Annotated in this window: 16 protein-coding genes; 6 read left to right on the top strand and 10 right to left on the bottom strand. The window is 66.5% G+C overall.

The features are described from left to right. Positions 1-191 precede the first annotated feature (191 nt). The 3 genes from gltB to hemE all read left to right on the top strand — a co-directional run bounded on the left by gltB (position 192) and on the right by hemE (position 7,343). Positions 192-4,637 carry a glutamate synthase large subunit gene (gltB, locus tag ACM0M4_RS28210; protein ID WP_003103700.1) on the top strand — a complete coding sequence of 1,482 codons (4,446 nt, stop codon included), beginning with the start codon at positions 192-194 and terminating at the stop codon, positions 4,635-4,637. A gap of 28 nt (positions 4,638-4,665) precedes the next feature. After that, the gene (locus tag ACM0M4_RS28205) at positions 4,666-6,099 is read left to right on the top strand and encodes an FAD-dependent oxidoreductase (protein WP_003095829.1); all 1,434 of its coding nucleotides are present in this window, start codon (positions 4,666-4,668) and stop codon (positions 6,097-6,099) included. Between the two features lie 176 nt (positions 6,100-6,275). Next, on the top strand, positions 6,276-7,343 hold the full coding sequence (hemE, locus tag ACM0M4_RS28200; RefSeq protein ID WP_003114569.1) for a uroporphyrinogen decarboxylase: 1,068 nt from the start codon (positions 6,276-6,278) through the stop codon (positions 7,341-7,343). 120 nt (positions 7,344-7,463) lie between these two features. Here hemE and ACM0M4_RS28195 read toward each other — a convergent pair whose 3' ends face one another. Both ACM0M4_RS28195 and ACM0M4_RS28190 read right to left on the bottom strand, forming a co-directional pair. Beyond that, positions 7,464-8,444: a hypothetical protein gene (locus ACM0M4_RS28195; RefSeq protein WP_034028352.1), complete on the bottom strand. Its 981-nt coding sequence runs from the start codon at positions 8,442-8,444 to the stop codon at positions 7,464-7,466. 73 nt (positions 8,445-8,517) lie between these two features. Next, positions 8,518-9,591, bottom strand: coding sequence for an AraC family transcriptional regulator (locus ACM0M4_RS28190; protein ID WP_003121195.1), 1,074 nt, complete (start codon positions 9,589-9,591; stop codon positions 8,518-8,520). Positions 9,592-9,702: 111 nt separating this feature from the next. Between ACM0M4_RS28190 and ACM0M4_RS28185 the strand changes: the two genes are divergently transcribed. Then, positions 9,703-10,632 carry an oxidoreductase gene (locus tag ACM0M4_RS28185; RefSeq protein WP_004352498.1) on the top strand — a complete coding sequence of 310 codons (930 nt, stop codon included), beginning with the start codon at positions 9,703-9,705 and terminating at the stop codon, positions 10,630-10,632. Between the two features lie 27 nt (positions 10,633-10,659). Here the strand turns inward: ACM0M4_RS28185 and ACM0M4_RS28180 are convergent, their stop codons facing one another. Next, positions 10,660-11,976 carry an MFS transporter gene (locus tag ACM0M4_RS28180; RefSeq protein WP_004352499.1) on the bottom strand — a complete coding sequence of 439 codons (1,317 nt, stop codon included), beginning with the start codon at positions 11,974-11,976 and terminating at the stop codon, positions 10,660-10,662. Positions 11,977-12,151: 175 nt separating this feature from the next. Here ACM0M4_RS28180 and ACM0M4_RS28175 point away from each other — a divergent pair, with 175 nt between their 5' ends. Beyond that, a complete protein-coding gene (locus tag ACM0M4_RS28175) occupies positions 12,152-13,057 on the top strand; it encodes a LysR family transcriptional regulator (protein WP_003095817.1) in 906 nt (301 codons plus the stop codon). A 90-nt stretch (positions 13,058-13,147) separates the two neighbouring features. Further along, on the top strand, positions 13,148-13,915 hold the full coding sequence (locus ACM0M4_RS28170; RefSeq protein ID WP_003103688.1) for a ParA family protein: 768 nt from the start codon (positions 13,148-13,150) through the stop codon (positions 13,913-13,915). Positions 13,916-13,936: 21 nt separating this feature from the next. Here the strand turns inward: ACM0M4_RS28170 and ACM0M4_RS28165 are convergent, their stop codons facing one another. The 7 genes from ACM0M4_RS28165 to ACM0M4_RS28135 all read right to left on the bottom strand — a co-directional run bounded on the left by ACM0M4_RS28165 (position 13,937) and on the right by ACM0M4_RS28135 (position 24,648). Further along, entirely contained in the window at positions 13,937-14,752 is an 816-nt protein-coding gene (locus ACM0M4_RS28165; protein WP_054376167.1) for a universal stress protein, read from the bottom strand. A gap of 112 nt (positions 14,753-14,864) precedes the next feature. Next, a complete protein-coding gene (locus ACM0M4_RS28160; RefSeq protein WP_003116142.1) occupies positions 14,865-15,317 on the bottom strand; it encodes a YiiD C-terminal domain-containing protein in 453 nt (150 codons plus the stop codon). Positions 15,318-15,407: 90 nt separating this feature from the next. Further along, positions 15,408-16,685 (bottom strand): bifunctional O-acetylhomoserine aminocarboxypropyltransferase/cysteine synthase, encoded by a 1,278-nt coding sequence (locus ACM0M4_RS28155; RefSeq protein ID WP_054376166.1) that lies wholly within the window; start codon positions 16,683-16,685, stop codon positions 15,408-15,410. 120 nt (positions 16,686-16,805) lie between these two features. Continuing rightward, positions 16,806-17,780, bottom strand: a complete 975-nt coding sequence (locus tag ACM0M4_RS28150; RefSeq protein ID WP_014603373.1) for a sulfite exporter TauE/SafE family protein — start codon at positions 17,778-17,780, stop codon at positions 16,806-16,808. A gap of 150 nt (positions 17,781-17,930) precedes the next feature. Beyond that, entirely contained in the window at positions 17,931-19,391 is a 1,461-nt protein-coding gene (selO, locus tag ACM0M4_RS28145; RefSeq protein WP_003116144.1) for a protein adenylyltransferase SelO, read from the bottom strand. A gap of 66 nt (positions 19,392-19,457) precedes the next feature. Then, entirely contained in the window at positions 19,458-22,814 is a 3,357-nt protein-coding gene (gene mscK / locus ACM0M4_RS28140; RefSeq protein WP_003103675.1) for a mechanosensitive channel MscK, read from the bottom strand. Positions 22,815-22,905: 91 nt separating this feature from the next. After that, positions 22,906-24,648, bottom strand: a complete 1,743-nt coding sequence (locus tag ACM0M4_RS28135; RefSeq protein ID WP_003114562.1) for a potassium/proton antiporter — start codon at positions 24,646-24,648, stop codon at positions 22,906-22,908. Between the last annotated feature and the right edge of the window lie 139 nt (positions 24,649-24,787).

Genomic DNA, 24,787 nt, shown 5'->3' with positions numbered 1-24,787 from the left:
TAGTCGTTAGCATGACCGGCGGGTTTCGTCTTTCATTTTGGCGACATCGAATTTCATTTTCTCGCCGCAAAATTTGTGAGGCCTTGTGCACCTATGTACAATGGCCTCCCTTTGCCTGTCGAAAACTCGCCGCATGAGCGGGTGACAGGCGAAGTAGATGACTAAAAAAGTTTTGCCGGTGAGAGTTCCTTATGAAAGCAGGTCTGTACCATCCTGAAACGTTCAAGGATAACTGCGGATTTGGCCTGATCGCCCATATGCAGGGCGAGCCGAGCCATCAACTTCTGCAAACCGCAATCGAAGCACTGACCTGCATGACCCACCGCGGTGGGATCAATGCCGATGGCAAGACCGGGGACGGCTGCGGGCTGCTGATCCAGAAGCCCGACCTGTTCCTGCGTGCCGTCGCCAGGGAAGCCTTTTCTGTCGACCTGCCCGAGCAATACGCGGTGGGCATGGTGTTCTTCAACCAGGACCCGGTGAAAGCCGAGGCGGCACGCGAGAACATGAATCGCGAGATCGTCGCCGCCGGACTGGAGCTGGTCGGCTGGCGCAAGGTGCCGATCGATACCAGCGTTCTCGGCCGCCTGGCGCTGGAGCGCCTGCCGCAGATCGAACAGGTGTTCATCGGCGGCGCCGGCCTGAGCGACCAGGACTTCGCCATCAAGCTGTTCAGCGCACGGCGCCGCTCGTCGGTGGCCAACGCCGCCGACAGCGACCACTACATCTGCAGCTTTTCGCACAAGACCATCATCTACAAGGGCCTGATGATGCCGGCCGACCTGGCCGCCTTCTATCCGGACCTTGGCGACGAGCGCCTGCAGACCGCGATCTGCGTATTCCACCAGCGCTTCTCCACCAACACCCTGCCGAAATGGCCGCTGGCGCAGCCGTTCCGCTTCCTCGCCCACAACGGCGAGATCAACACCATCACCGGCAACCGCAACTGGGCCCAGGCGCGGCGGACCAAGTTCACCAACGAACTGATCCCCGACCTGGAAGAGCTCGGCCCGCTGGTGAACCGCGTCGGCTCCGACTCGTCGAGCATGGACAACATGCTCGAACTGATGGTCACCGGCGGCATGGACCTGTTCCGCGGCCTGCGCATGATCATCCCGCCGGCCTGGCAGAACGTCGAAACCATGGACGCCGACCTGCGCGCGTTCTACGAGTACAACTCGCTGCACATGGAGCCCTGGGATGGCCCCGCCGGCGTCGTGCTGACCGACGGTCGCTATGCCGTCTGCCTGCTCGACCGCAATGGCCTGCGCCCGTCGCGCTGGGTCACCACGAAGAACGGCTACATCACCCTGGCTTCGGAAATCGGCGTCTGGGACTACAAGCCCGAGGACGTCATCGCCAAGGGTCGCGTCGGCCCGGGGCAGATCCTCGCGGTGGACACCGAGACCGGCCAGGTCCTGCACAGCGACGACATCGACAACCGCCTGAAGTCGCGCCATCCCTACAAGCAATGGTTGCGGCAGAATGCCCTGCGCATCCAGGCGACCCTGGACGACGACCATGGCGTGGCCAGCTACGACGCCGACCAGCTCAAGCAATTCATGAAGATGTTCCAGGTCACCTTCGAGGAGCGTGACCAGGTGCTGCGTCCGCTCGGCGAGCAGGGCCAGGAAGCGGTGGGCTCCATGGGCGACGATACGCCGATGGCGATCCTCTCCCGGCGCATCCGCTCTCCGTACGATTACTTCCGCCAGCAATTCGCCCAGGTCACCAACCCGCCGATCGACCCGCTGCGCGAAGCCATCGTGATGTCCCTGGAAACCTGCCTGGGCGTCGAGCAGAACATCTTCGAGGAAGCCCCGCACCATGCCAACCAGGCGATCCTCACCACTCCGGTGATCTCGCCGGCGAAGTGGCGGACCATCATGACCCTGGACCGCCCGGGCTTCGACCGCCACTTCATCGACCTCAACTACGACGAGTCGATGGGCCTGGAGGCCGCGGTGCGCAACATCGCCGACCAGGCCGAGGAGGCCGTGCGCGGCGGCAAGGTGCTGCTGATCCTCAGCGACCGCCATATCGCTCCCGGCAAACTGCCGGTGCATGCTGCCCTGGCCGTCGGTGCGGTGCACCACCGCCTGGTGCAGACCGGGCTGCGCTGCGACTCCAACATCCTGGTGGAGACCGCCACCGCCCGCGATCCGCACCATTTCGCGGTGCTGATCGGCTTCGGCGCCTCGGCGGTCTATCCGTTCCTCGCCTACGAGGTGCTGGCCGACCTGATCCGCACCGGTGAAGTGCTGGGCGACCTCTACGAGGTGTTCAAGTACTACCGCAAGGGGATCTCCAAGGGCCTGATGAAGATTCTCTCGAAGATGGGCATCTCCACCGTCGCGTCCTACCGTGGCGCGCAGCTGTTCGAGGCGGTGGGCCTGTCCGACGAGGTCACCGACCTGTGCTTCACCGGAGTCGCCAGCCGCATCCAGGGCGCGCGCTTCGTCGATATCGAGAACGAGCAGAAGCTCCTGGCCGCCGAGGCCTGGAGCAACCGCAAGCCGATCCAGCAGGGCGGCTTGCTGAAGTTCGTCTATGGCGGCGAATACCACGCCTACAACCCGGATGTGGTGAATACCCTGCAGGCTGCCGTGCAGCAGGGCGACTACGAGAAGTTCAAGGAATACACCGCGCTGGTGGACCAGCGCCCAGTGTCGATGATCCGCGACCTGTTGCAGGTGAAGACCGCCGCGCAGCCGCTGGCGCTCGACGAGGTGGAGCCGCTGGAAGCCATCTTCAAGCGCTTCGATGCCGCCGGGATTTCCCTCGGCGCGCTGTCGCCGGAGGCCCACGAGGCGCTGGCCGAGGCGATGAACACCCTGGGCGGTCGCTCCAACTCCGGCGAGGGCGGCGAGGACCCGGCGCGCTACGGCACGCTGAAGAGTTCGAAGATCAAGCAGGTGGCTACCGGCCGCTTCGGCGTGACCCCGGAATACCTGGTCAACGCCGAGGTCCTGCAGATCAAGGTGGCCCAGGGCGCCAAGCCCGGCGAGGGCGGCCAGTTGCCGGGCGGCAAGGTCAACGGCCTGATCGCCCGCCTGCGCTATGCGGTGCCCGGCGTGACCCTGATCTCGCCGCCGCCGCACCACGACATCTACTCCATCGAAGACCTGGCGCAGCTGATCTTCGACCTCAAGCAGGTCAACCCGCAGGCGCTGGTATCGGTGAAGCTGGTATCCGAGCCGGGCGTCGGCACCATCGCCGCCGGCGTGGCCAAGGCCTATGCGGACCTGATCACCATCTCCGGCTACGACGGCGGTACCGGTGCCTCGCCGATCACCTCGATCAAGTACGCCGGCTCGCCCTGGGAACTGGGCCTGGCGGAAACCCACCAGACCCTGCGCGGCAACGACCTGCGCGGCAAGGTCCGGGTGCAGACCGATGGCGGCCTGAAGACCGGCCTGGACGTGATCAAGGCGGCCATTCTCGGCGCCGAGAGCTTCGGCTTCGGTACCGCGCCGATGATCGCCCTGGGCTGCAAGTACCTGCGCATCTGCCATCTGAACAACTGCGCCACCGGCGTGGCGACGCAGAACGACAAGTTGCGCAAGGACCACTTCATCGGCACCACCGCGATGGTGATCAACTTCTTCACCTTCATCGCCACGGAAACCCGCGAGTGGCTGGCGCGCCTCGGCGTGCGCAGCCTGGGCGAGCTGATCGGCCGCACCGACCTGCTGGAGATCCTCCCCGGCGAGACCGCCAAGCAGCAGAACCTGGATCTCGCTCCGTTGCTGGGCAGTGAGCTGATCCCGGCCGACAAGCCGCAGTTCTGCGAGGTGGAGAAAAACCCGCCGTTCGACCAGGGCCTGCTGGCCGAGAAGATGGTCGAGCTGTCGAAGGCCGCCATCGAAGGCCTGAGCGGCGGCGAGTACGAGCTGGACATCTGCAACTGCGACCGATCCATCGGCGCGCGGGTATCCGGCGAGATCGCCCGCCTGCACGGCAACCAGGGCATGGCCAAGGCACCGGTGGTGTTCCGTTTCAAGGGCACCGCGGGACAGAGCTTCGGCGTGTGGAACGCCGGTGGCCTGCACCTGTACCTGGAAGGCGACGCCAATGACTACGTAGGCAAGGGCATGACCGGCGGCAAGCTGGTGATCACCCCGCCCAAGGGCAGTCCGTTCAAGACCCAGGAATCGGCCATCGTCGGCAACACCTGCCTGTACGGCGCCACCGGCGGCAAGCTGTTCGCCGCCGGAACCGCCGGCGAGCGCTTCGCCGTGCGCAACTCCGGTTCCCATGCGGTGGTGGAAGGTACCGGCGACCACTGCTGCGAATACATGACCGGCGGTTTCGTCTGCGTGCTGGGCAAGACCGGCTACAACTTCGGCTCCGGCATGACCGGGGGCTTCGCCTACGTCCTCGACATGGACAACACTTTCGTCGACCGCGTGAACCACGAGCTGGTGGAAATCCAGCGGATCAGCGGCGAGGCGATGGAGGCCTATCGCAGCCACCTGCGCAAGGTCCTGGTCGAGTACGTGAACGAAACGGCAAGCGAGTGGGGCGCGAACATCCTGGAAAACCTGGATGACTACCTGCGTCGGTTCTGGCTGGTGAAACCGAAGGCGGCCAGCCTCGGTTCGCTGCTGACCAGCACCCGTGCCAACCCGCAATAAGCGCCCGAAGTTGTGATGAGGTTTCGATATGTCTGAACGTCTGAATTCCGACCGCCTGAACAACGACTTCCAGTTCATCGAAGTCGGGCGCAAGGACCCGAAGAAGAAGCTGCTGCGCCAGCGCAAGCGCGAGTTCGTGGAGATCCACGACCTGTTCAAGCCGCAGCAGGCCGCCGACCAGGCCCACCGCTGCCTGGGCTGCGGCAACCCGTACTGCGAGTGGAAATGCCCGGTGCACAACTTCATCCCTAACTGGCTGAAGCTGGTTTCCGAAGGCAATATCCTGGCCGCCGCCGAACTGTCGCACCAGACCAACACCCTGCCGGAAGTCTGCGGCCGGGTCTGCCCGCAGGATCGCCTCTGCGAGGGCGCCTGCACCCTCAACGACGGTTTTGGCGCGGTGACCATCGGCTCGGTGGAGAAGTACATCACCGATACGGCCTTCGCCATGGGCTGGCGTCCGGACCTGTCCAAGGTCAAGCCGACCGGCAGGCGCGTCGCGGTGATCGGCGCCGGCCCGGCCGGCCTCGGCTGCGCCGACGTGCTGGTGCGCAACGGCGTGACCCCGGTGGTGTTCGACCGCAACCCGGAGATCGGCGGCCTGCTGACCTTCGGCATTCCCGAGTTCAAGCTGGAGAAGCACGTCCTCAGCCGTCGCCGCGAGGTGTTCACCGGCATGGGCATCGAGTTTCGCCTGAACACCGAGATCGGCAAGGACGTGACCATGGAGCAGTTGCTCGATGAGTACGATGCCGTGTTCATGGGGATGGGCACCTACACCTACATGAAGGGCGGTTTCCCCGGCGAGGACCTGCCGGGCGTACACGACGCCCTGGACTTCCTGATCGCCAACGTGAACCGCAACCTCGGCTTCGAGAAGTCGGCCGAGGACTTCGTCGACATGAAGGGCAAGCGCGTGGTGGTCCTGGGCGGCGGCGACACCGCGATGGACTGCAACCGCACTTCGATCCGCCAGGGCGCCAAGTCGGTGACCTGTGCCTATCGCCGTGACGAAGAAAACATGCCGGGCTCGCGCAAGGAAGTGAAGAACGCCAAGGAAGAGGGCGTGAAGTTCCTCTTCAACCGCCAGCCCATCGCCATCGTCGGCGAGGACCGGGTGGAAGGCGTGAAGGTGGTCGAGACCCGTCTCGGCGAGCCGGACGCCCGCGGCCGCCGCAGCCCCGAACCGATCCCCGGTTCCGAGGAGATCATCCCGGCGGAAGCCGTGCTGATCGCCTTCGGCTTCCGGCCGAGTCCGGCGCCGTGGTTCGAGCGCTTCGAGATCGCCACCGACAGCCAGGGCCGCGTGGTGGCTCCAGCGCAGGCGCAGTTCAAGCACCAGACCAGCAACCCGAAGATCTTCGCCGGTGGCGACATGGTCCGTGGTTCCGACCTGGTGGTGACGGCGATCTTCGAAGGACGTACCGCGGCCGAAGGCATCCTCGACTACCTTGGCGTCTGATCCGCGGCGCCACCGGCGCTGCGACAAATCACCGCGATAGACAAAAGGCACGGCCCCCGCCGTGCCTTTTGTTTTGTGCTTTGCGACAATAGCGGCCCTTTTCGCCCGCCGGCCTGTGGATAACCCCCTTCCGCACGCGCCCGCGTGAAGCCAGCAGCCTTTGATCGGATGCCGTTATGACTGCCCTGAAGAACGACCGCTTCCTCCGCGCCCTGCTCAAGCAGCCCGTCGATGTCACCCCCGTCTGGATGATGCGCCAGGCCGGTCGTTACCTGCCGGAATACCGTGCCACCCGTGCCAAGGCCGGCGATTTCATGAGCCTGTGCATGAACCCGGAGCTGGCCTGCGAAGTGACCCTGCAGCCGCTGGACCGTTACCCGCAGCTGGACGCCGCGATCCTCTTCTCCGATATCCTGACCATTCCCGATGCCATGGGCCAGGGCCTGTACTTCGAGACCGGCGAAGGCCCGCGCTTCCGCAAGGTGGTCTCGTCGCTGGCCGACATCGAGGCGCTGCCGGTTCCCGATCCGGAACAGGACCTGGGCTATGTGATGGACGCCGTGCGCACCATCCGCCGCGAGCTGAACGGCCGCGTACCGCTGATCGGCTTCTCCGGCAGCCCCTGGACCCTCGCCACCTACATGGTCGAGGGCGGCTCGAGCAAGGACTTCCGCAAGTCCAAGGCGATGCTCTACGACAACCCCAAGGCCATGCACGCTCTGCTGGACAAGCTGGCGCAATCGGTGACCAGCTACCTCAACGGGCAGATCCACGCCGGCGCCCAGGCGGTGCAGATCTTCGACTCATGGGGCGGCAGCCTGTCGGCGGCGGCCTACCAGGAGTTCTCCCTGGCCTACATGCGCAAGATCGTCGATGGATTGATCCGCGAGCACGACGGACGCCGGGTGCCGGTGATCCTCTTCACCAAGGGAGGCGGCCTGTGGCTGGAGTCGATGGCCGAGGTCGGCGCCGAGGCGCTGGGCCTGGACTGGACCTGCGACATCGGCAGCGCCCGGGCCCGTGTCGGTGAGCGCGTAGCCCTGCAAGGCAACATGGATCCTTCGGTGCTCTACGCCAATCCGGCGGCGATCCGCGCCGAAGTCGCGCGGATCCTGGCGGCCTACGGCAAGGGTACGGGGCATGTGTTCAATCTCGGCCACGGCATCACCCCGGAAGTCGACCCGGCCCATGCCGGCGCCTTCTTCGAGGCGGTGCACGAGCTGTCGGCGCAGTACCACGGCTGAGCCGGAACGAAAGAAGGGGAGCCGAGGCTCCCCTTTTTCATGCGCGGGCCGACGGCCCTCCGGCGCGTTGGCTGGCGGGGGCGCGCCGGTGGCGTACCCGCCCTACGCAACCCGCCCGGCTCAACTGCTTACCTTGCCGGTGCGGTCGTTGATCACGAACAGCTTGCCGTTGGCGTCGCGCACGAGGATTTCCGCGCCCGGCTGGCCATCCATATCGGCCACCGAATCGATGCTGTAGTTGACGTCGCCGATGCGGTAGTCGCTGCTGGCGCCGCTGGCGTGGTGGATGACCCGCACCTTGCCCTGCATCACCACGATCAGCTCGTTGCCCGGCTTGCCGTCGGTGTCCGCGGTGCCGCCATAGAGTGCCCAGGCGCTGGCGCCGATGCTGTATTCCTTGCGGGAACTGGCGTTGCTGATCACGTAGATGCCGGTGCTGGTGCGGCCGATGATCTCCGCGCCGGGCTGGCCGTCGAGGTCGGCGATCTGTGCGAGCGCGTGGTAGCCGCTGAAGCTGAAGTCCTTGGCGCCACTGGTGCGCGGGTCGATGACCTTGACGCCGTTGCCCATGTTCAGCACCAGTTCCTTGCCCGGTGCGCCGTCCACGTCGGCGACGTCGAACAGGCCCCAGGTGCCGTTGTAGCTGAAGGTGGCGTCGCGTTGCGTACGGGTGCGATCGAATACGGTGCGCACGCCGTTGCCGATGCTGAGGATGACTTCGTCGCCGGCGACGTTGTCGACGTCGGTGGCGCGCATGATCGCCCAGGAGACGTTGCCTACCGGGTACTTGCGCTGGGTGGTGCTGGCGTGGGAAACGATCACCAGGTCGGGACCGGCCTTGACCAGGATTTCCGCGCCGGGCTGGCCGTCGGTATCGGTGGCGCCGAAGACCGACCAGACCACGTTGCCGAAGCTGTAGTTGCGGGTGCTGCCGCCTTCCACCACCTGCAGGTTGGCGCCGTCGCGGTAGACCGCGGCGAGCTGGCCGTTGCCCCGCAGGTCCCAGGTTCCTACCAGAACGCCGGCCGCCTGGGCTGCGCTGGCGCAGAGGGAGAACAGTGCCGTGCCGAGCAGGCAGGCGCGCTTGATCGCTGGTTTCATAAAGTCCCTTTCATATCGCTGTCGAGGCCGGCCGGATGCCGGCCGCAGCAGCATAGGACAGCGCTTGCCGCGCTCAAGGGAAACGCGAGGGATTTGTCGAGCGCTTGGCATTTGTTCGTGAAACTGGTTGCCCGCCCAGCAGGCGGGCGCGGGTGTCGCTCGGCGGCTCGCCGGTCCAGCGCTTGAAGGCGCGGGTGAAGTTGGTTGGATCGCTGTAACCCAGGTACAGGGCGATACGCTGCAACGACACCTCGGGACGCCGCAGCAATCGCAAGGCCTGGCGCTGGCGAGCCTGACCGAGCAACTGGCGAAAGCTGGTGCCGGCGTCATGCAGATGCCGCTTGAGGCTGCGGCTGGACAGGTGCAGGCGCGCGGCTACTTCCTCCAGGTTGGGGAAACGCTGTTCCTGGCGTTCCAGCTCCAGCCGCACGCGGGCGCAGATGTCCCGGCGGCCGGCATCGAGCAGCGCCAGTTCGCGCTCGCAGTGTTCGCGGGCGCGGCGCAACGCAGCCGGATCGGCCATCGGTAGCGAGCGGGCGAGCAGGATGGCGGGGAACACCAGCTGGACGTGGGCCTGGTCGTAGCGGCACTGCGGCAGCGGCACAGGCACGGCAGGTTCGGGATAGTCGAAGTCGAGTCTGCCGACCAGGGCCGGTTCGCCGAGCAGCCAGGCGCCGGAGCGATACAGGCCGATCAGCAGGGCTTCGCTGAAGTACCGGTGCAGTGCCGGCGGGAGCGCGGGGCCTGGCAGCATGCGCAGGATCACCTGCTCGTCCTCGCGCAGCAGGCTGATTTCGACGTTGCCCTGCAGCAGCGGCATGTAGCGCAGCGCCAGGCACAAGGCATCGCCGAGCGTCGCCGAGGCCATCATCGCGTAGCCCAGGCTGCCATGGGCGGTGGGAGGCGTGCGCAAGGCGAGCTGTGCGCCGAGGCCGGGGTCGCCGCTCAGCGCGAGCGCCGCGGCGGCGATCGCCTGGTACTGCTGCGATGTGACGCGTGCTTCCGGCTCTTCCAGTCGCAGCGTCGACAGACCGATTTCCCGTAGCAGCGCGCGTCCGTCCAGGCCGCGTTCCTCCAGCAGGCCGAGCAGCAGGCGCGGGTAGGCGGCGGTGATGGTCGGTGCGTCGGAGTCCGTGCGGCGGCTCATGCTGGCGTGTCCTGGCCCGAAATGATCGGCAGTCTGGCGCGAGCGCGTCTGCCGCTGCATTGGCTGGTGCCGCGATACTGCCCGGCAACGCAGTCAAGCGGAGAACGAGCGATGCATCCCTGGGCACGACGCAACATTCCACAACTGGCCGGGCGCCTGGCGCTGGTCACCGGCGCCAACAGCGGCCTGGGTTGGCAGGCGGCGCGCACGCTGGCCGGCAAAGGGGCGACCGTGGTGATGGCCTGCCGCAATCGCGAACAGGCGGAGCGGGCGCGGCGGGCGATCCTCGACGAGTATCCCCAGGCACGCCTGGAGCTGGCCGATCTCGACCTGGCCGACCTCGCCTCGATCCGCGCCTGCGCCGCCGGTTTCCGTCAGCGCCACGAACGCCTCGATTTCTTGTTCAACAACGCCGGAGTGATGTTCCTGCCCCTGCGGCGTACCCGCGACGGTTTCGAGATGCAGATGGGCACCAATCACCTCGGCCACTTCGCCCTTACGGGACTGCTGCTGGAGTCGTTGCTGGCCGCTCCACGGCCCAGGGTGGTGGGCATGACCAGCGGTTTCAACCAGTTCGGCCGGCTGCCGCTCGACGACCTCAACGCCGAGCGCGGCTACAACCGCTATCTCGCCTATTGCCACAGCAAGCAGGCCAATCTGCTGTTCAGCCTGGAGTTGCAGCGCCGCGCCGGCCAGCGGGGCGTGCTTCTGCAGAGCCTGGCGGCGCATCCGGGCTACGCGGCGACCAACCTGCAGTACGCGGCGCCGGCGATGTCCGGTTCGCGCCTGGGACGCTGGGCGATGAAGGTGGCCAACGGAGCGTTCGCGCAATCGGCGGAGATGGGGGCGTTGCCGGCACTTTCCGCGCTGACCGAACAGCGCTGGTATGGCGGCGCCTATGTCGGCCCGGATCGCTGGCTGGAAACCCGCGGTTATCCGGCGGCGGCGCGGATTCCGCGGAATGCGCGCGACCTGGGGCTGGCCGCGCGGCTGTGGGCGCGATCGGAGGAACTGACCGGAGTACGCTTCTGGTCGGAGTGAAGGCGCCGGGAGACCGGCACCTCGAACTCAGTGGGCGGCCTGCGCCAGGGTGTTGCCAGGCAGGGCCGGCAGGCGCGCCAGGTGCAGCGAGACCAATACCGCGACCACCAGCAGCGAGCCGATGAACAGCCCGATGCCGTTCCAGCCGTAGTAATGCCAGAACACCCCGCCGAGGGTGCCGGCCAGGCTCGAGCCGACGTAGTAGCTGAACAGGTAGAGCGACGAGGCCTGGCCCTTGGCGCGCAGGGCGCGGCGCCCGATCCAGCTGCTCGCTACCGAGTGCGCGCCGAAGAAGCCGAAGGTGAATAGCAGCAGGCCGGCGAGCATCAGCGGGATCGGCTCGAACAGGGTCAGCAGCAGGCCGCCGAGCATCAGCAGGATGACCGCCCAGAGCACCTTGCGTCGCCCCAGCTTGTCGGCCAGCGAACCGACCCAGGCCGAGCTGTAGATGCCCGAGAGGTAAACCACCGAGAGCACGCCGACCACCGCCTGGCTCATGTGGTAGGGCTCGGCCAGCAGGCGGTAGCCGATGTAGTTGAACAGGGTGACGAAGCTGCCCATCAGCAGGAAGCCGATCAGGAACAGCCAGGGCAGTCCGGCGTCGCGGAAGTGCAGGCGGTAGCCGTTGAGCAGGGTCGCCGGCTTCAGCGGTGCCGGCCGGAAGTGTTTCGATTCGGGCAGCACGCGCCAGAACACCAGCGCGGCGACCAGGGCCAGGCCGCCGAGGACCGCCAGTGCGGCATGCCAGGAGATGAAATCGACCAGGACGCCGCTGATCAGGCGTCCGCTCATCCCGCCGATGGCGTTGCCGCCAATGTACAGGCCCATCGACAGGCCGATGTGCTGCGGATGGATCTCTTCGCTGAGATAGGTCATCGCCACCGCGGCCAGGCCGCTCAAGGACAGCCCGACCAGCGCGCGCATCAGCAGCACGCCATGCCAGGTGGGCATCACCGCGCTGCCGAGGGTGAACAGCGCGGCGGCCAGCAGCGAGATGACCATCACCGGCTTGCGACCGATCGCGTCGGAGATCGGGCCGGTGACCAGCAGGCCAAGGGCGAGCATGGCGGTGGCGACGGACAATGCCAGGCTGCTTTCCGCGGCGCTGATGGAAAACGCCTTGGACAGCACCGGCATCATCGGCTGGATGCAGTAGAGCAGGGCAAAGGTGGCGAAACCGCCGGAGAACAGCGCCAGCGAGGTGCGCATGAACTGCGGGGTGCCTTTTTCGATATAGCGTTCGACTTCGGTGGCGGCTTCCAGCACCTCGTTGGCTGCTTCGCGGGCCGCCTCGATTAACGCGGGTTCTTCTTCGGCCTGTGGCCGGACTTGCGGATTGCTCACGGGGCACCTCTGGGGACGGTGGCGAGCAGGCACAACGAGGCCGCGCCACCTGGATTTCAGGGACAAGGGGTCGTTGTTGGAGGTTATGTGGCAAAGGATATAGATAGGTTTATATGATTTCCAATATATTGATCGACACGATTGATATGTAAAAAGACCTAATTGGAGGGGCCGCGTGGAACTCAGGCACCTGCGCTATTTCATCGCCGTCGCCGAGGAGCTGCACTTCGGCCGCGCCGCCGAGCGCCTGGGGATCTCCCAGCCGCCGTTGAGCCAGCAGATCCAGGCGCTGGAGGAGGAAATCGGTGCGCGCCTGTTCGAGCGCACCAACCGCCGCGTCGAACTCACCGACGCCGGCCGGCTGTTCCTCGACGAGTCCCGCCAGGTGCTGGCCCAGGTAGACAAGGCGGTGTTGCTGGCGCGTCGGGCCCACCTGGGGGAACTGGGCGAGCTGAAGATCGGTTTCACTTCCTCGGCACCCTTCACCTCGACCATACCCAGCAGCATCCATGCCTTCCGCAAGGCCTATCCGGACGTACACCTCGACCTGCAGGAAATGAGCAGCCGCCAGGTACTCAAGGCGCTGCTCGAGGAAAGCCTGCAGGTGGGCGTGATCCGCCCGCTGGCGCTGCCGGATGCGGTGCATTGGGTGGAGTTGTTCCGCGAACCGCTGGTGGCGGTGCTGCGGGCCGACCATCCGCTGGCGGCCGGCAGCGAGGATGGCCTGGCCATCGCCGCCCTGGCCGAGGAGCCCTTCGTGTTCTTCCCGCGCAGCTACGGCACCGGGCTCTACGACCAGGTCATCGCCCTGACCCGACAGGCCGGCTTCAGCCCGCGCATCGCCCAGGAGGCCAGCGAGGCGATGACCATCATCGGCCTGGTCTCGGCCGGACTGGGGGTGTCGATCCTGCCGGCGTCGTTCCGCCGCACCCGGGTCGACGGCGTGGTCTACCGCACCCTGAGCGATCCCGAGGCGACGACTGCGGTATGGCTGGTCCGTCGGCAGAACGAGGGCTCGCCGCTGGCGCTGTCCTTCATCGACCTGGTGACCCGTGAGGCGGCCAGCCTGCGCCGGCGCTGAACCGCTCTACGTCAGGACCGAGACGGCGCTCGCGCTTGCCCGCGGCTTTGCCTATCATCCGGGATCAGGCTCGGCTCACGGAGATTTCCCATGCGGCGCGTGGTGTTCAATCAGAAAGGCGGGGTAGGCAAGTCCAGCATCGCCTGCAACCTGGCGGCGGTCAGCGCGGCGGAGGGCTATCGCACCCTGCTGGTGGACCTGGACGCCCAGGCCAACTCCACGCACTACCTGACCGGACTGACCGGCGAGGACCTGCCGGTGGGGATCGCCGACTTCTTCAAGCAGACCTTGTCTTCCGGGCCCTTCAGCAAGAAGGGCAGGGTCGAGATCTACGAGACGCCGTTCGACAACCTGCACATCGTCACCTCCAGCCCCGAACTGGCCGACCTGCAGCCGAAGCTGGAGTCGAAGCACAAGATCAACAAGCTGCGCAAATTGCTGGACGAACTGGACGAAGACTACGACCGGATCTACCTGGATACCCCGCCGGCACTGAATTTCTACACGGTATCTGCGCTGATCGCTGCCGATCGCTGCCTGATCCCCTTCGATTGCGACAGCTTCTCCCGCCAGGCGCTGTATGGCCTTCTCCAGGAGATCGAGGAACTGCGCGACGACCACAACGAAGACCTGCAGGTCGAGGGCATCGTGGTCAACCAGTTCCAGCCGCGCGCCAGCCTGCCGCAGCAACTGCTCGACGAGCTGGTGGCGGAGGAACTGCCGGTGCTGCCGGTGTACCTGATGAGCTCGGTGAAGATGCGCGAGTCGCACCAGGCTTGCACCCCGCTGATCTTCCTCGAACCGCGGCACAAGTTGACCCAGCAGTTCGTCGAGTTGCACGGGCTTCTCGAAAGCTGAGCAGCCTCTGCGGCAGCGCTTCTACGAGGTAACCAGGACGTCACAGCTCGGCTGGCGCAGGTAACGTTGCGCCAGGTTGCCGAGCAGCGCCTGCATCAGCGCGTTGCGGCTGTGCCGGCCGAGGGCGAGCAGCTCCGGCTGGCGCTGCTTCAACGCGGCGTCCAGGCTGTACGGCAGCACGCCGGGAACCACTTCGTGGCTCAGCTGCGGCCCGACGCCCGGCAGGCGCTCCTGCTCGTCGCTCAGCAATTGTTCGATCAGCCCGGCCTGGGTGGCCAGGTGCGCGGCATTCTGCCTGGGCAGGCCGAGCACGCCGTCGTCGGGGGACTCGAACACGTGCAGGGCGTGCAGGTCGGCTTCCACCGGCAGCAGGCGGTAGGCCTGGCGCAGCGCGGTACAGGCGCACTGGGAAAAGTCCAGGGCGCTGAGCGCCTGGCGGTAGGGTTCGTCCGCCTCGCGCACGGCGAGCAGCACCGGCACCCGGCTGCGCCGCACCACCTGGTCGAGGGTGGTGTTGCCGAAGCGTTCGAAGGTCTTCTGGTGGTGCGCGCCCATCAGCAGCAGGTCCGGTTCGAGCGCCCGGGTCTGCTGCAGGATGCCGTCGATCGGCTGGCCCCTGAACAGGTGGATGGCGCTGTCCTCGTCGAGGCCGGCCTCCTTGCGCTTGAGCTGCAGCATGGCGCTGACGGTCTTCACCGCTGACGCCGATAGCCCCGGGTCGTACACGTGCAGCAGGCTGACCCGCGCATCGTGCTGGCGGGCCAGTTGGGCGGCGCGGGCGAGGGCGACGTCGGCTTCCGGGGTGATGTCGTGGGCGACCAGGAGGTGGCGGATCATGGCGGACTCCGTGGGATGGCTACGCTGGCTTCTCCACTGTCGCGCCGCAGCTCGCTACGGACCTTGATCCATGGCAGAAAAAACCTTCGCCGGGCCCTGCGAAATCTGCCAGTCAGGGCCGCGCGTGGCTGCGTAGCTGGTACAGCGCGGTGCTTTCCGCCACCACCTCCCCCTGCTCGTCGGTGAGTTGCAGTTCGAGGCTGTATTCGGCCTTGCCGCGCTCTCCAGCCTCGGTTTCCAGTTGGCGGATGCGCTCGGCATCCAGGCGTGCCTCGACGCGTATGTCGCCCTTGGCCGGGCGGCGGAAGCGCAAGGTCATCTCCTTGACGATGGGATAGAAGCGGGCGCTGTCGAAGCTGGTCAGGAACAGCGCGCCACCGGGAATTTCGGCGAGGGTGAAGAGCGCCCCGGCGTACATGCTGCCGATGTGGTTCTCGTTGCCGGCGCCCGGCATGCGCAGGCGCACGTAGCCGGGTTCGAGGACTTCCGCCCTGAGTCCGCTGCGCTGGACGAAGGCGATCTTTTCTTCGGTCAGGTGCCTGGCGAGTTCGGTGGGCAGTGGCATGGCGCTCTCCATGTCGGGGATCCCAGCCAGACTAGCCGGCCGGCCAGGCCGGGCAAGGACCGAAACGCTCGCCCGGACTGACCGATCCGCTCAGCGTGCGGCGGCGGCCAGGGCCTGGTCGAGGTCGGCGAGGATGTCGTCGATGTGCTCGATGCCGATCGACAGCCGCACCATGTCGTCGGAGACTCCGGCGCGGGCCAGTTCCTCTGCGTTCAACTGGCGGTGGGTGGTGCTCGCCGGGTGGCAGGCCAGGGACTTGGCGTCGCCGATGTTGACCAGCCGCACCACCAGCTTCAAGGCGTCGATGAAGCGCGCGCCGGCGGCGCTGCCGCCCTGGATGCCGAAGGACAGGATCGCCGCCGGGCGGCCCCCCAGGTAGCGCCGGGCCAGGGCGTGCTCGGGGTTGTCGGCGAGGCCGGCGTATTTCACCCAGGCCACCTGCGGATGTTGTTGCAGGTAGCGGGCTACGGCGAGGGCGTTGTCGCAGTGGCGCTCCATGCGCAGCGCCAGGGTCTCCAGGCCTTGGAGGATGAGGAAGGCGTTGAATGGCGAGAGCGCCGCGCCCATGTTGCGCAGCGGTACCACCCGGCAGCGGCCGATGAAGGCGGCGGGTCCGAAGGCCTCGGTGTAGGTGACGCCGTGGTAGGACGGATCGGGCGTGTTCAGCAGCGGGAAGCGCGACTTGTTCGCCGCCCAGTCGAATTTGCCGGAGTCGACCACGATCCCGCCGATGCTGGTGCCGTGGCCGCCCATGTACTTGGTCAGCGAGTGCACGATGATGTCGGCACCGTGCTCGAACGGCCGGCAGAGCACCGGGGTGGCTACCGTGTTGTCGACGATCAGCGGTACGCCGTGGCAGTGAGCGGCGTCGGCCAGTGCCTGCAGGTCGATGATGTTGCCCGCCGGGTTGCCGATGGTTTCGCAGAACACGGCCTTGGTCCGCTCGTCGATCAGCGCTTCCAGGGCGGCGATGTCGTCGTGGGCGGCGAAGCGCGCCTGGATGCCGATGCGTGGCAGGGTGTGGGCCAGCAGGTTGTAGGTGCCGCCGTAGAGCTTGGCCACCGAGACGATGTTGTCGCCGGCTTCGGCGACGGTCTGGATCGCGTAGGTGATGGCCGCCATCCCCGAGGCCACCGCCAGCGCCCCGACCCCGCCTTCCAGCGCCGCGACGCGCTGTTCCAGTACATCGTTGGTGGGGTTCATGATCCGTGTGTAGATGTTGCCCGGTACCTTCAGGTCGAACAGGTCGGCGCCATGCTGGGTGTCGTCGAAAGCGTAGGAGGTGGTCTGGTAGATCGGCACCGCCACCGCGCGGGTGGTCGGGTCAGGGCTGTAGCCGGCGTGGACGGCCAGGGTTTCCAGTTTCATGCAGCGTTCCTTCGGGCAGATTGGAAGGACGCAGCATGGGAAAGCGCGCCGGGCGGGTCAATGCGCCCGGGCAAGGAAAAGCGTGCCTGGTTAGACCGTTGTGTTCGCCGCTTATGCCTGTCAGCGCAGGCCGATGTAGATGTTGTAGGCGCTGATCAGGGTGATCAGGGTGCCGACGATGACCAGCAGGGTGCGCGGCGAAAGCTTCTTGCACAGCAGGGCGGCGAACGGCGCGGCGAACAGGCCGCCGAAGACCAGTCCGGCGACCATCTTCCAGGTGTCCGGCTGGCCGGCGAGGAGGATGAAGGAGGTGGCGCTGGCGATGGTCAGGAAGAACTCGGCGAAGTTCACCGAGCCGATGGTGGTGCGCGGGTCGCTACCCGAGCCGATCAGGCTGCTGGTGACCACCGGGCCCCAGCCGCCGCCGCCGGCGGCATCGACGAAGCCGCCGAAGAGTGCCAGCTTGGCCACGTGGCGCGGTGCCCGGCGCGTGATCACGTGGCGGTAGGCCTTGCTCAGGATGTACAGGCCCATCAGCAGCAGGTAGGCGGAGATGAAGGGCTTGAGCTGGTGGCCGTCGAAGCGGGTGATCAGCACGGCGCCGAGCACCGCGCCGATCATTCCCGGCAGCAGCAGGCGGAGGAAGAGTGACTTGTTGACGTTGCCGAGCTTGACGTGGGAAATCCCGGAAAAGCCGGTGGTGAACACTTCGGCGATGTGCACGCTGGCGCTGGCGGCGGCCGGCGTGGCGCCAGCGCTGAGCAGGAAGGTGGTGGCAGTAATGCCGTAGGCCATGCCCAGCGCACCGTCGATCACCTGGGCGAAGAAGCCCACCGCCACCGCGCTCCAGAAACCTCGGCTGGTCAGGGCCTGCTCGATGATCTCGAAGCCGCTGCTGCCGCCGTTGTCGAAGAACAGGCGCCAGGCCAGGAAGGCGAGCAGGCCGACCAGGATCAGCACCGCCGCCCACATGGCGGCGCGCAGTACCGGGTGGTCGTCCGGATGGGTGACGAAATCTTCGACAGGAGGCAGACCTAGCGCCTGGTGTTCGGTGTTGATCGAACTCTGGCTGAGATCGAGGTCGCGTATCTTCATGCGGCAAGGCGCCTGACAGGAGGTGGTAGAACAGGCTGGAATAAGTGTGGCGGCGAAGATAATCGGCTTTTCTTAGTGCGTCTAAGAAGTTTTCCGAAGGTATTTATTCCATTGCGGCATTATCGGCCGCCGTTCTGTCAGGGCATCCCGTCAGGAGGAGCAACTGATTTCCAGGTGCCGCCCCCAGTCCGGCGGGCGCCGAGTGAAGCGCTCCATGCCCGGCTGTTCCTCGAACGGGCGACTCAGTACCTGGTGCAGCAAGCGGACTTCCGTGTAGTCGCCCTGCTCGGCCGCTTCGATGGCCTGCTGTGCCAGGTAGTTGCGCAGCACATAGAGCGGATTGACCGCGTGCATGCGCCGGCGCCGCGACTCCTGGTCTCCGCCTTCTTCCTCGACGCGCCGGCGGTAGGCCTCGGCCCAGCGGTCGAAGGCCTCGCGGTCGACGAAGTCGTCGCGCAGGCTGGCCAGCGCCCGCTCCGGAGTCTCTTCGCCGAGTCGGCGGAAGAACAGCGAGTAATCCACCGCGCTGCCCTGCATGCGCTGCAACAGTTCCTGGACCAGGGCCTGGTCGTTCTCCGCGGCGACGCCCAGGCCCAGGCGCCGGCGCATCAGGTCGAGGTAGTGGGCCTGGTAGAGGGGCAGGAACAGGTCGAGGCTGGCGCGCAGTTCGTCCACTTCCACCAGTGGCGTCAGCGCCTGGGCCAGGGCGGCCAGGTTCCAATGGGCGATCGGTACCTGGTTGCTGAAGGAGTAGCGGCCGGCGTCGTCGGAGTGATTGCAGATGTGATTGGCGTCGAAATCGTCGAGGAAGGCGTAGGGCCCGTAGTCGAAGGTAATGCCGAGGATCGACATGTTGTCGGTGTTCATCACCCCGTGGCAGAAGCCATAGGCCTGCCAGCGGGCGATGAGTTCGGCGTTGCGCTCGACGACCTGGCGGAACATCGCCGCGTATGGCCGCTCGGCTGCGTTGCAGTCGGCGAAGTGGTGTTCCAGAACGAACGCCGCCAACTGTTTCAACTGGTCGTGCTGGCGGGTGTAGTAGAAGTATTCGAAGTGACCGAAGCGCACGTGGCTGGGCGCCAGGCGCAGCAGCGTCGCCGCGCTTTCCTTCTTCTCGCGCCAGACCGGCGTGCTCGAACCGATCACGCAGAGCGCCCGGCTGCTGGGAATGCCCAGTGCCGGAAGGGCTTCGGAGGCGAGGAACTCGCGGATCGACGAGCGCAGCACGGCGCGCCCGTCGCCCATCCGCGAGTAGGGGGTCTGGCCGGCGCCCTTGAGGTGCAGGTCCCAGTGCTCGCCGGCCTGGTTGATCACCTCGCCGAGCAGCAGGCCGCGGCCGTCGCCCAGGCGCGGGTTATAGGAGCCGAACTGGTGGCCGGAATACACCATCGCCCGCGGCTCGGCCTCCGACCACAGCTTGTGCCCGCCGAACAGTTCGGCGAACAGCGCTTCGTCGCTGGTTTCCGCTGGCAGGTCGAGCAGCGCCAGGGCGGCGGGGCTGGCTACCACCAGGCGCGGCTCGGCGATGGGGTCGGGCAGGACTTCGGTGGAGAAGGCGTCGCCCAGGCGGGCGAAGCGGTTGTCGAAGTCGAGGTCGTCGAGTGATTTCAAGAGAGGCCTCCGGCAATTCCCGAGCATTGTGCTGGGAATTGCCGGAGGGCGTCCAGGCCCGGAGGTTCAGCGGGTCGGTTCGGCGGGACCGTCCTGGCCCTTGAGCGCGGGCGGATTGCCGACGCCGCTGTGCTGCGGCTCGCCGACGAACAGCTGGACCTGCTGGCCCTGGAGGTTCTTGACGAACACATCGACCTGGTTGAAAGCCATGTCGATCTTGTGTTCGCGGAAGCTGGTGGCGATCTTCGTCAGGATCTCGTCGGTAGAGGGGTTGCGGTCGCCCAGTTCGCGGACGTGGAAGCGCAGCTCGTAGTCGAAGGTACTGGCGCTGATGGTCAGGAAGTACAGCAGCGGCTCCGGGTCGCGCAGTACCCGCGGGTTTTCCTTGACCGCCTGCATCATCAGCTTGCGCGCCAGCGGCAGGTCGGTCTCGTAGGCCAGGCCGATCTTGATGGTGACCCGGGTCACGGTATCGCTCAGCGACCAGTTCACCAGTTGCCCGGTGATGAAGGTCTGGTTCGGGACGATGATCTCCTTGCGGTCGAAATCGGTGATGGTGGTGGCGCGGATGCGGATCCGGCTGACCGTGCCGGACAGGTTGCCGATGGTCACCACGTCGCCGATTCGTACCGGACGCTCGAAGAGGATGATCAGGCCGGAGACGAAGTTGGAGAAGATCGCCTGCAGGCCGAAACCGAGGCCTACCGAGAGCGCCGCCACCAGCCATTGCAGCTTGTCCCAGCTGACCCCGAGGGTGGACAGGGCGCTGACGATGCCGATGCCGCTGATGGCGTAGGAAAGCAGGGTGGTGGTGGCGTAGGCGCTGCCCTGGGCCAGGGTCAGGCGCTGCAGTACCAGGACTTCCAGCAGGCCGGGCAGGTTGCGCGCCAGGGCCACGGTGACCACCGCGATGGCCAGCGCCGCGAGGAAGTCGCGCAGGCTGATCGGCACGCTGGTGGCCGCTTCGCCGGTGCCGGCGGTGTACTGGTACAGGGTGACGTTGTCGAGGTAGGAGATCACGCTGATCAGGTCGGCCCAGACCCAGTACAGGCAGACGATGAAGCCGATCAGCAGAGCCAGGCGGATCAGCCGCAGCGATTGCTGGTTGATCTGCTCGATGCCGAGGGTCGGCTCCTCGACGTTGGTCTCGCCGTCGACGCCTTCCTTCGCCGCGTTCTGCCGTTTCGCCAGGGCCCGGGCGTAGGCCAGGCGCCGGGCCGCCACACCCAGGCCGCGGACGAAGGCGGCCTCGATGACGAACCAGAGCAGCAGCAGGTAAAGGGTATCGATGAGACGGTCGGTGAGCTTCAGCGAGGTGTAGTAGTAGCCGAAGCAGACCGCGACGAAGAGCACCAGCGGCAGCGCGGTGAAGAGGATGCCGACGATCATCTTGATCAGCGACGGACGTTCGTCGCCGGGGCTGCTGAACAGCAGGCGGCTGAGCAGCCAGGCCATGGCCGCGTAGCCGAGCAGGACCACGGCGATGCCGATCACGTCGTCGGCCAGACTCGCCGGCTGGTGCTCGGCCACCGTCACCACGCCGACCAGCGCCAGGACCACAACGCCGAGGCGGACCAGGTGCCGGTCGAGGAAGCCGACCTGTTCGCGGCTCCAGTGGAAATGCCGCTCGGCGATGCCGCCCGGGGTGAGGATGCGATGGGCGGTGTAGAACAGCAGCCAGACCTGGGCCATTTCCAGTAGGGCGCTGCCGAGGGTGGCGTTCTGGCCGCGGGCGTCCAGCAGCAGGGCCAGCCCGGCGACGGCAAAGGTCAGGGTGCCGGGCAGGGCGAGGAGGATGGTGATCAGGATCGCCAGCGGGGTATGCAGCTGGCTGTCGCGCTTGAAGTGGCCGATGTCGTCGTTCAGCTCCGCCAGCTTGTCGTACAGGTAGCGGCGTTTCCACAGCAGCGCGGCGATCAGCAGGAACAGCGGCAGGAACAGCAGTGGCCGATCGACCAGGCCTTCGCCCAGTTCACGCACCCCGGAGCCCCAGGGGATCTCGGTGAGCTGGTTCTTCAGCAGGGTCGGGGTCATCTTGAACCAGGACAGGTCGAGCGGCTGGTTGCTGGGAATCCAGAACATCTGCTCGTCGAGGGTGGTGCGCAGGCTCTCGCTGGTGGAAAGCAACTGTTTCTGGTTCAACTGCAAGGTGATCGCTTCGTTGAGCAGCGCGTTGAGTTCGTGGTTGAGCCGTTCGAGCAACTCGGAACGGGTTGCCAACAGGGTGTCGAGATCCTTGCGCAGTTCCGGCGTGACCTGCTCGCTGGGCTGCTGGGCGAGCAGGTCGTCCAGGTATTGCTGCGGGGTCGCCAGCTTGTCGCGTTCCTGGTTCAGTTCGAACTGGCCGAGGCGCAGGTCGGCGATCTCGTCGGCCAGGCTCTGGTCGGCCTTGATCTTGGGCAGCGCCTGTTTCTGCTTGTAGAGGATGCGCGACAGCAGCAGGCTGCCGCGCAGGACGTTGATCTGTTCCTCGAGGGCCTGGTTGGACTGGGTCAGGTTGTCCAGTTGCTGCTTGGTCTCGAGGTTGCGCCGGGTGAGCACGTTGAGGCGGTCGGTGGCACGCAGGAGGTAGTCGGAGAGACGCAGGTTCTTGGCGTTCTCCTGGCTCAGCAGGCTGTCGGTGCCGGCCCCCTGGGCGCCTTCCTTGGACAGCTCGGCGACGGTCTTTTCCGACTGCTCGCGGCGCTTCTCGCTGATCAGCGCCTGCAGGTCGAGGGTTTCCTTTTCCAGGCGCGAGATCTTCTCGGTGAGCAGATCGTGCTGGCTCTTGCCGAGGTCCTGCAGCAGGTTGTTGCCGGCCAGCTCCTGGCGCAACAGCTGGCTCTGCACGGTCAATGCGGCCTGCTCGGCGAGCAGCTCGCCGCGACGGTCGGCGTTGATCGTCTTGCCGCTTTCCTTGCCGGCCTTGAGCAGCGAGCCGATTTCCAGGATCCGTGCCTGCATGCTGCTGATGCCGGCCTGGGCTCGTTCCGGACGGGTCTCGGCGGTGATCGACAGGCTGTTGGCCTCGCCCAGGGCTTTCTGCCACTCGGCCTGCTGGGTGGTGCGGTCGTTGAGCAGCATTTCCAGGCGGGCCGCGCTCTCGCCGCTGTAGCGTTCGCTGACCGGACGTTCTTTGGTCTTCTTCAGGCGCTCCAGTTCGCGCTGGTTTTCCTCGATCTGCCGGGGCGCGTCGCTCAGGCGCTTTTTCAGGTCCTCCAGGCTCTGCAGCGCTTCGTCGCGCGCGGCGAGGAACTTGAGGGTCTGTTCGAGGCTGGCCTTTGCGACCTTCTGGTCGGCTTCGGCGAGCTTGCGCTCGGCCAGCTTGTCGAGGCTTTGCTGGACGGCCTCGGCCGAGGGCGGCTCGGACTGGGCGAGGAGCGGCGGACTGGCAAGGCAGAGGCCGAGGAAAAGAATAGCGATCAGGGAGCGGAGGGCAGGCATGGTCGAGAAGAGACTCGAAGAAGGGTGAATGCAGGTTAGTGGTGGCTCCGAGGCGCCGCAAGGCGCCTCGGAACGGGAATTCGACAGGAAATCAGAGGAAAAGTCCGGGCCCTGGGCGGCCTTCCGGAAACTTCACGCCGACCTTGCGGATACGGTTGCCTTCCAGGGCGGCCACGGTCCAGGTCAGGCCGTTCCACTCCACCTGGTCGCCGATCACCGCTTCGCCGCCGATCTCGTGGGCGATGAAGCGCCCCAGCGCTTGCTCGCCGTCGATGCCGTCGAGCTTCAGGCCGTAGAGCGAGGCCACCGCCGACAGCTGGGCATCGCCTTCCAGCACGAAGTCGCCGAAGAAGCGCGCGCCGAGGCCGCGGTCGGGCGCCTGGCTGAACAGCTTGCCGAGGGCCGGCAGGTCGTGTTCGTGGCCGATCACGCAGAGAATGTCGTCGGCCTCGAGGATGGTGCTGCCCGACGGGTGGAGCAGTTCGGTGCCGCGGAACAGCGCGGCGATCCGGGTCCCGCCGGGCATCTTCAGCTCGCGCAGGGCGGCGCCGATGCACCACTTTTCCTTGTTCAGGTGGTAGACGAACAGCTCCCACTCGCTGGTCGGGTGGATCTCCAGGCCGGCGCGGGATATCGGTGCCGGATCCGGCGGCACCACCACCCGCAGCAGCCTGGCCGCCCAGGGCAGGCTGGTGCCCTGCACCAGCAGCGAGACCAGGACGATGAAGAAGGCCACGTTGAAGAACAGTTGGGCGTTCGGCAGGCCGGCCATCAGCGGGAACACCGCGAGGATGATCGGCACCGCGCCGCGCAGGCCGACCCAGGCGATGAAGGCTTTCTCCCGGTCGTGGAAGGCGCGGAACGGGATCAGTCCGATCAGTACCGACAGCGGTCGTGCCACCAGGATCATCCACAGCGCCAGGGCCAGTGCCGGCAGGGCGATCGGCCACAGGTCGTGGGGGGTGACCAGCAGGCCGAGGACCAGGAACATGCCGATCTGCGCCAGCCAGGCCATGCCGTCGAGCATGTGCAGGATGCCGTGGCGGCTGCGGATCGGGCGGTTGCCGAGGAGCAGGCCGCACAGGTAGATGGCGAGGATGCCGCTGCCGCCGACGGCGTTGGCCAGGGCGAACACCAGCAGGCCGCCGCTGATCACCAGCAACGGGTAGAGGCCGCCGGCCAGGTGCATGCGGTTGATCAGTTGCAGCAGCAACCAGCCGCCGCCAAGACCGAGCAGGGCGCCGAGACCGAACTGCTGCACCAGGTGCAGGGCGAAGCCCCAGCTGAGGCCGGTCTGGCCGCTGGCGAGCATCTCGATCAGGGTCACGGTGAGGAACACCGCCATCGGGTCGTTGCTGCCCGATTCGATTTCCAGGGTCGCGGTGACCCGCTCGTTGAGACCTTTGCCGCCGAGCAGGGAGAACACCGCGGCGGCGTCGGTGGAGCCGACGATGGCGCCGATCAGCAGGCCTTCCATCCAGTGCAGGTCGAACAGCCAGGCTGCCGCGATGCCGGTCAGGCCGGTGGTCACCAGCACGCCCAGGGTGGCCAGCGACAATGCCGGCCAGAGCGCCACGCGGAAGCTGGAGACGCGGGTGCGCAGGCCGCCGTCGAGCAGGATCACGGCGAGCGCCAGGTTGCCCACCAGGTAGGCCATCGGATAGTTGTCGAAGACGATGCCGCCGACCCCGTCGTTGCCGGCGATCATGCCGACGGCGAGGAAGATCACCAGGATCGGGATGCCCAGGCGGGAGGACAGCGAGCTGACGAGGATGCTCATGCCGACCAGCACCGCCCCGATCAGGAAGAAATTATTGACGGTGACGGCGTCCAAGGTCGGCCTCCTCGCGGCGGGACAGGGGGAAGGCGACGCTACGGGTCGGTTTTACGTAGGGGAATTACGTAGACAGGATGCAGGCCGCATGCCAAGTGATTCTAACCTGCGGATTTGGCGGACTGTAAAGGGGCGGCTG

Origin of the sequence: Pseudomonas sp. 18-147, assembly GCF_051048045.1 — a bacterium.
Taxonomy (GTDB): domain Bacteria; phylum Pseudomonadota; class Gammaproteobacteria; order Pseudomonadales; family Pseudomonadaceae; genus Pseudomonas; species Pseudomonas aeruginosa.
This window is presented reverse-complemented; position numbering and strand designations above follow the sequence as displayed.